This window comes from Candidatus Desulfatibia sp. (assembly GCF_036446775.1).
Taxonomy (GTDB): Bacteria; Desulfobacterota; Desulfobacteria; order Desulfobacterales; family UBA11574; genus Desulfatibia_A.
Map to the genome: position 1 here is coordinate 1 of NZ_JAZFTO010000307.1, position 7,306 is coordinate 7,306.

Annotated in this window: 8 protein-coding genes; 3 read left to right on the forward strand and 5 right to left on the reverse strand. The window is 46.8% G+C overall.

Annotated features, from left to right (window positions below):
• Positions 1–108 precede the first annotated feature (108 nt).
• The 3 genes from V3S16_RS14345 to V3S16_RS14355 are packed head-to-tail and all read left to right on the forward strand — an operon-like array spanning position 109 to position 4,637.
• The gene (locus V3S16_RS14345) at positions 109–780 is read left to right on the forward strand and encodes a hypothetical protein (protein ID WP_413886111.1); all 672 of its coding nucleotides are present in this window, start codon (positions 109–111) and stop codon (positions 778–780) included.
• Positions 770–2,302 (forward strand): site-specific DNA-methyltransferase, encoded by a 1,533-nt coding sequence (locus V3S16_RS14350; protein ID WP_413886113.1) that lies wholly within the window; start codon positions 770–772, stop codon positions 2,300–2,302. Before V3S16_RS14345 ends, V3S16_RS14350 begins: the two co-directional genes overlap by 11 nt.
• A complete protein-coding gene (locus tag V3S16_RS14355) occupies positions 2,289–4,637 on the forward strand; it encodes a terminase gpA endonuclease subunit (protein ID WP_413886115.1) in 2,349 nt (782 codons plus the stop codon). The genes V3S16_RS14350 and V3S16_RS14355 overlap by 14 nt, the downstream gene beginning before the upstream one ends.
• A 168-nt stretch (positions 4,638–4,805) precedes the next feature.
• Here V3S16_RS14355 and V3S16_RS14360 read toward each other — a convergent pair whose 3' ends face one another.
• From V3S16_RS14360 to V3S16_RS14380, 5 genes are all read right to left on the reverse strand, one after another.
• Positions 4,806–5,030, reverse strand: coding sequence for a hypothetical protein (locus V3S16_RS14360; protein WP_413886117.1), 225 nt, complete (start codon positions 5,028–5,030; stop codon positions 4,806–4,808).
• Between the two features lie 68 nt (positions 5,031–5,098).
• Positions 5,099–5,542: a hypothetical protein gene (locus tag V3S16_RS14365; protein WP_413886119.1), complete on the reverse strand. Its 444-nt coding sequence runs from the start codon at positions 5,540–5,542 to the stop codon at positions 5,099–5,101.
• A gap of 334 nt (positions 5,543–5,876) precedes the next feature.
• Complete coding sequence (locus V3S16_RS14370; RefSeq protein ID WP_413886121.1) at positions 5,877–6,158, reverse strand: hypothetical protein; 282 nt, start codon at positions 6,156–6,158, stop codon at positions 5,877–5,879.
• Between the two features lie 26 nt (positions 6,159–6,184).
• On the reverse strand, positions 6,185–6,379 hold the full coding sequence (locus V3S16_RS14375; RefSeq protein WP_413886123.1) for a hypothetical protein: 195 nt from the start codon (positions 6,377–6,379) through the stop codon (positions 6,185–6,187).
• Between the two features lie 320 nt (positions 6,380–6,699).
• Positions 6,700–6,966, reverse strand: coding sequence for a hypothetical protein (locus V3S16_RS14380; protein WP_413886125.1), 267 nt, complete (start codon positions 6,964–6,966; stop codon positions 6,700–6,702).
• Positions 6,967–7,306 lie beyond the last annotated feature (340 nt).

Genomic DNA, 7,306 nt, shown 5'->3' on the forward strand with positions numbered 1-7,306 from the left:
CGATCTGTTTTGATTCCGCCGCGCAGCCCTCTCGGAAATTTTGAGTTTTTCGCGCAACGCAACGCCTGACCATTGACCGTTACACCTCCGTTGCGGTAGAATCGTGGCATGACACGAATTATTAGCAGATCCGAGCTAGGGCGATGGGCTGGTGTCAACAAGTCCACCTCCGCCCGCGCTTGCAAAAAACACCTGTCCGATGCCGTAGTAGCTGATGGCGTGGACGTCGAACACCCGCTTGTCCGCCAATGGCTCAGCGAGCACGGCGTGGACGAATTGCCACCTAAGCAGGACGCATCTAAGCCGAAAGGTAAAAAACGGGTGCGAAAGAAAGCCGCAGCTAAGACCCAGCCGAGACCACCACCACCCTTAGAAACTCAGCAGCCCCAAGCGCACGATCTAGATCACCTTGAGGACTTGACCGTTCGAGAAGTCGTAATGCGATACGGATCGGTTGACGGGTTCAAGCGGTTTGTTGATAGCCTTAAGAGTATTTCAGAATTTAAGTACAAAGAACTGCGGGCGAAACAGCAACGCGGTGACCTGGTTGACCGTCAAAAAGTCGCCGGTTTAGTTTTCCCAATGATCGATGTTGCGTTTTCTCGACTAGTAACAGACGTCCCGGTGGCGGTGAGTAAGTCCGTTGTGGCCAGGGTTCAATCCGGCGGACCCGAAACCTACATCGACGTGCAAAAAATCATACGTGATGCCAACAGTCGAGTACTTAAGAGCGTCAAGCAATCGGCGATGAATTTGGAGATTTTAAACGATGCAAATTGAGCACGTACCACTCGGCAACCTACAAGTCGCCACCAATAATTCGCGCACGCATTCCACCGAACAGGTAGATCAGATTGCAGCCAGTATCAAAGAGTTCGGGTTCACTAATCCGATTTTAGTCGATGAGGATTACGTGATAATCGCGGGCCATGGTCGAAAATTGGGCGCGGAAGTGCGGGGCATGACAGAGGTCCCGTGCGTAGTTCTTCGAGGACTCAGTGAAACCCAAAAAAGGGCATATTTGATCGCCGACAACCAATTGCCTTTAAACGCTGGGTGGAATATCGGCGCACTAAAAGCAGAACTCGAAGAGCTTCAAGAGTTAGATTTTGATATCGACGTGCTTGGGTTTGACCCTTCGTTCCTGGACGACTTATTTCAAGATGCGATCCCGCCGGAAGTAGACCTCGACGAAGCCCCCGCCGTTCAGGCTGAGATCGTTTCGGTTGAGGGCGATTTGTGGTTGATGGGTGGCCACCGGGTAATGTGCGGCGATAGTACCAGCGTCGATGCCGTCGAGAAATTATGTGGCGGTGAAAAGGCCCAACTAATTCACGCCGATCCGCCGTACGGGATGGGAAAGCAAAAAGACGGGGTGCAAAATGACAATCTTTACCGCGAAGACTTGGATCGTTTTCAAATGGAGTGGTGGAACACGTTCCGCTTGTTTGTTCATGAGAACGCGAGCGTATATATTTGGGGAAACGCGCCGGATTTGTGGCGGTTATGGTACCGAGGGGGTCTGGCGGATTCGGAAGTACTCTGCTTTCGTAATGAGATAGTTTGGGACAAAAAGAGCGTACCGGGTATGGCTTCGGATCTTATGACTCAGTTCCCCGAAGCCTCGGAGCGGTGTTTGTATTTTCAGATCGGCGAGCAATTCTTAGGGAACGTGAACGCCGATCAATACTGGGAAGGCTGGGACGAGATACGGGTATATCTCGAAGAACAAGCGGTTGCCGCCGGTTTAACGCCTGGTAAATGTCGGGAAATTACCGGCGTCCAAATGTACGCGCATTGGTTCTCGAAGTCTCAATGGTCGATAATTTCGGAGAAACATTACACCAGCCTGCAGGACAGTTTGCCCGAATTCTTCCAGAAACCTTACTTAGAGATCCGACGAATTTACGACGAAATCAAAGGCGGGTACCGCAATCACGTTAACGGAATTCAAGGCGGGATGAGGTCATACTTCGACAACGCCCATGACTCGATGCGCGATGTTTGGGAGTTTTCCCGCGTTGTCGGAGACGAACGCCATGGCCATGCGACACCGAAACCGGTGGAAATGATGGAACGGGTCATGCGAACCAGCCTCCCGCGCGGGGGGATTTGTGTTGAGCCTTTCGGGGGGTCAGGATCAACGCTGATCGGTGCCGAACGAACAGGCCGCCGATGTTTTACAATGGAGCTCACGCCCGCGTATGTCGATGTTACCGTCCGGCGTTGGCAGAAATTGACAGGCCAAAAAGCGGTGAACGCCGAGACAGGAATGTTGTTCGACGCTCATGCGCCTTCGTGAAATCCTGGCGTTAACCGCCGAGCAAGCTGTTGACAGAGCTAAAAGCGCCGACGCGGACACTCAGGCGGTGGTGCGTTTTTTGGTGGCCAAAATCCAGTCCAAAGAGCATCACCCGCTGATCAGATATATTGAAAAAGAGAAAGTACTCGACCTGCTCGAAGACTCGTATAACGAGTACCGTCGGATGGAAGTCAGCACCCTAACGAAATTGATACAGGCCAAAGCGCGCGACCTTCCTCTCGCCTCGATCATCTCGGTGATTTACATTGTGCAATCGGTGGCGGCGGGGGAACCGATGCGGCTTAAGTTCACCCCGCGTGTTGAGCTGATGACCATAAACCATGAACTCGAAGACGACGACGACGAATGGTTGTCCGCTCAGGTTAGATCGCTAACTGATGAAAAAATGACGGTCAAAGTAAGCGAATGGGCGGAGGCGAAAAGGTATCTGCCGCCGCAAGTAACGCCGATGCCGGGATTTTATTCGTACGACGTCGCTCCGTTTTTGCGAGAAATAGCGGATTGTTTATGCTTAGATTCTCCCGTGCGCGAATTCGATTTTATGAAAGGCGCTCAGATTGGAGCTACGGTTGGTATTTTGGAAAACGCCATAGGGTATATCATCGATCATGTTAAGGTCGCGCCGACTATGCTACTGACAGCGGACGCCGAATTAGCGCAACTTCGGATGGAGTCGTACATTACGCCCATGCTGCAGCACTCCGATTTGATGCACCTGGTTCAATCCGCGGACACCACTAATAGCCGAAAAACCGGTAAGACTGACAAAAAATTAGAATGGGTGGGTGGAGGTTTCCTCGTTCCGTTTGGCGCTCGTAACGCGGATAAATTGCGTTCGATCTCGATCCAGTATTTGTTGGAAGACGAGTGCGACGCGTTCCCGGATAAAGTCGGAAAAGATGGTGACCCCCAAAAATTAGCTGAAGCACGAACCAAGGCTTATCACGAAAGCCGGAAAATTGCGAGAATTTCTACGCCCTTGCTTTTAGGCTCTAGTCGTATTGCCAGAGGGTTTGAACGAGGGGATCAGCGTAGGTACTTCATGCCGTGCAAAGGTTGTGGCGAGATGCAAGTCCTCGTCTTTCAGGGTGGTAAAAACAAAACAGACGAAAAGCACCACGGCTTAATCTGGGAGACAGACAAACATGGCGCTTTGGTGTCGGATTCGGTTCGGTATGTCTGCAAATTTTGCGACCACGAGCATATCAACGCGGACAAGTCTTGGATGCTTCCGCGCGGAGAATGGCGACCGACGAGTCACGCGCGAGATCCTAATCACCGGAGCTACCATATCTCCGCGCTTTACTCACCAACAGGAATGTACCCGTGGGAGGCAATCGTTCGGGATTGGTTAGAAGCTTGGGACGAAGAAGCTAATCAAGTGCGAAGCGTTACTTTGCTGCAAGAATTTTATAACAATATCCTTGGAGTACCGTTTGAAGTTATGGGTTCAAAGGTACGGTTTTCAAGTGTATCAGCACACCGGAGGCCGAATTACAAACTTGGCCAAATTCCGAATAAATACGCGGGGGAGTACTGCGGGTCGGTTATTTTATTTCTTACTTGTCAGGTCGATGTGCATGAGCAAAATCTGGCGGTATCGGTAATGGGTTGGACGCGTGACGCCAAATGCTTTGTAATTGACTATTGGCGTTTTGAGGTGAAACCGGGGGAAGAGGATTGCCGAGAAGTGAGCAGTCCGGCATGGGGTAGACTTAGGTCAGTTTTGGAAGAGGCGATATATGTCGCGGACGATGGGAAAACTTACGGTATCGCGATGACTTTAGTCGACGCGGGTTATTCTAATGACACCGTCACCACGTTCTGCGCAGATTACGCCTCGGGTGTTTATCCTATTTTAGGGCGTGATCGTCCCGCTAAAAATCAGACTATTAAAGAATTCGCAGAGTTTACCACCCAAGCGGGGACGGTAGGATACAGGATCGTAGTGGATCATTACAAAGACCGGATCGCCCCGGTATTACGCAGGGAGTGGTCGGAGGATTCGGGGGCACAAAAAAGGTACCACTTCAACGCGCCGGTCGATTTGACCGATAAGCAACTAAAAGAGTTAACGGTCGAAACCCGCCGTGAAAAGCTGGACGCTAACGGTAACACGACGTACTACTGGCATCGACCGGGCAACGCGCGCAACGAGCTATGGGATCTGCTCGTCTACGGTCATGCCGCCGTCGAGATCTTGGCGTGGTCGATCTGCATTCAGCACTTTGAGCTTGAAACAATCGACTGGCCTAAGTTCTGGGACTACATTGAAAGCGAGGCGCTCTATTATGATGATCCTGCCGATGACTAATGACGATCTCCTCGGCGCGCGTAGCAATGGGCCGCGAAATTATGACTCTTGCTAAGCTGATTGCTTCGTCATATTGACCTAAGCCGCAAAGGCGCTTTATTTCGGGTATAATTTCAATTTGTTTCATGTTCTTAATCTCCGGTAGTGTTGCGGGTTTAAATTAGCTATCTAAAACTCTAATATTTCAGCGTGACCGCTTAAAGTTTCATTAGAGGGTATTTCGATGTAACCTTCGTCAAAATTACCTTTATCATCTAGCCACGCGCCAAACCTACCGATTTGGTGGCCCTCAAGGCGATACTCTTCTTTAACTAGCAAATTGTGGTTGTGCATCAAACCATGCACGTCAAGCATGGGCTGCCAAATTCTACCATCTCCAATTTGTATGCTCATTTTCTCGTTCCTCTTTGTTTGTGAATTAATTTAATCATGCCCCAGCCAGTGGAGCATTGTTAAATTAACTAAGCCGCGTATTTAATTAATGGTTTTTTGAAGTAACACCCTAAAAATCGATTACTCCCTGTTAAATAATTCCAAGTCATGAGCTGTATATCATTCTCGCTATGATGCTCAACATCTATCTTAGATAAAATATGTCGTCTAGCTTCAAGCGTGATAGACTCGTCAAAACGATTATTAATAGTTAAATATTTAGTTTGTGGCCCATCAAAATCCCTATTTTTAAAACCCTGACAATCGGTCATTGCGTCAAAAGTGCCGTACTCATACTTATCTGTTTGACTTTCTATAGCATCCACAACCCAAGGGGGTTGGTTATTAATTTCTATAGTAACGCTGTCACCCATCGAAAAAGACGAGCTTTTAGCCTTACATGCAATTCCGTTCTTTTTCAATTCGGATTTTATTAGTTTAGCGACTTGTGCCGCCGGTGATAATTTTCTCATTTTCTCGTTCCTTTTTGTTTGTGAATTAACTTGTATATTAGATCTTATAGGTCTGTATTGGTTGACCATTTAAAGTTGGTGAATATGTCTTTTGTATCGGCTCGAATCTCCACTCCATCTTGATATATCGTGATAGTACCCTCTCCGCATAGCTCAGAGTTAAGATACTGCCTGCCCGCTCTTACCGCAGCCAATACAGATTGAGCATTTCTGCTACCATTTAAAAAACTGCTATTGTTAGACGCTGACCATGTAATGTTATTCATCTCCCGTTCCTTTTTGTTTGCGAATTAATTTAATCATGCCCTGACTTGCAGAGCATTGTTAAATTAACTTACAGTCTGCCAGCCGCGCCAACAGCTTCGTAATAAAAGGTTTCGCACATAGACCTTAGCGTTTGCTTTCCGCTGTATGAGTCTTTCAGTTCGTTTTGATCGAAAATCCAAGCGTTAGTATTAACGTCAATTGTTAATGCCATTTGCACTTCTTGCTTAAATGCTTGAAATACTCTTCTTCTAGCTTCCACACTTTCAAGCTTCTTATCATTCTTAAAGTACGATCTTATCCAATCCCGTGAAGATTTATAAGTAGTTTCAAATTTGTTTAATTTTTTCATTTTCTCGTTCCTCGTTGTTTGTGTATCTAGTTAATTTTTTTGAATTGCGCTAAAGCTTCATACCAGCTGTCAGCTTCTTCAGTAGTAGCAGCAGCATTTAAACAATAAACATTGTTAGCCAATTTTCTTGCTTCTGTACTACAACCTTCACAGTCTAGCAAGCACTCAAAGAAAGTCGAAACCATTCCATCATTTATCATCCCAGTTGTTAAAGTTTTCATTTTCCCGTTCCTCTTTGTTTGTGAATTAATTTAATCATGCCCCGCCTAGCGGAGCATTGTTAAATTAACTAGTGCTGGTTAACAAGCCGAGCTTGTAACGCTGATTATTATAAATCCTTTCACTGTGGTCATGTCCTTAGTAGTAATCTTTTCTTCTGTAATCATGAGTTTAGTGTCAAGAATACCGGTGCTAATCTCTCTAACCGTTATGCTTGTAAGATATCTGGTTTTATTAGTTTTCATTTTCCCGTTCCTCTTTGTTTGTGAATTAATTTAATCATGCCCCAGCCCTTGGAGCATTATTAAGTAAGTTGTTTTTGTTATTCGCCCATCCTTGACATATTATTAACTGCAATACTATCCATAACAGCTCTATCGTAATCGTCCATTTTAGGAGCTTCTACCGCTTTCTTTAAGTTTTTGTAGCCAGTCACAACGCTACCATTTGCATCAAACGTGGCTTTTTTAATCTGCATAAACATATTGTCATTTAACTTACCAGAGCCACCCCATACAGCCGTTACACTTTCACCGCTTGGTCTTGTGATATAAATTTCAACTTTATCAAATATTTTAATTGTAGCCATTTTCCCGTTCCTTTTGTGTATTTGCTTAACTTGCAACCAGCATAGCTCGCCGTTACCGGTAACGCAAGCATTATTTTGCTTTTAAGCGTAACTCGGGGTATCCTGTACGCCTAGTTTGTTTTAAAGCTTTCTTTTGAAAATTGGCGGGGCTTAGAGATGTAATGGATCGGGATTTTATTCAAGCACGAATTACTGCCACCAAGGCGCAGATCGTATTGTATGAAACGGCAGCGGACGCACTAGCGACCGGCGGGGTGCAGTCTTACACGCTGGATACAGGGCAAACGAGGCAAACTGTCACGCGGATGGATTTAAACGCCATTCAAAAAACAATCGATTC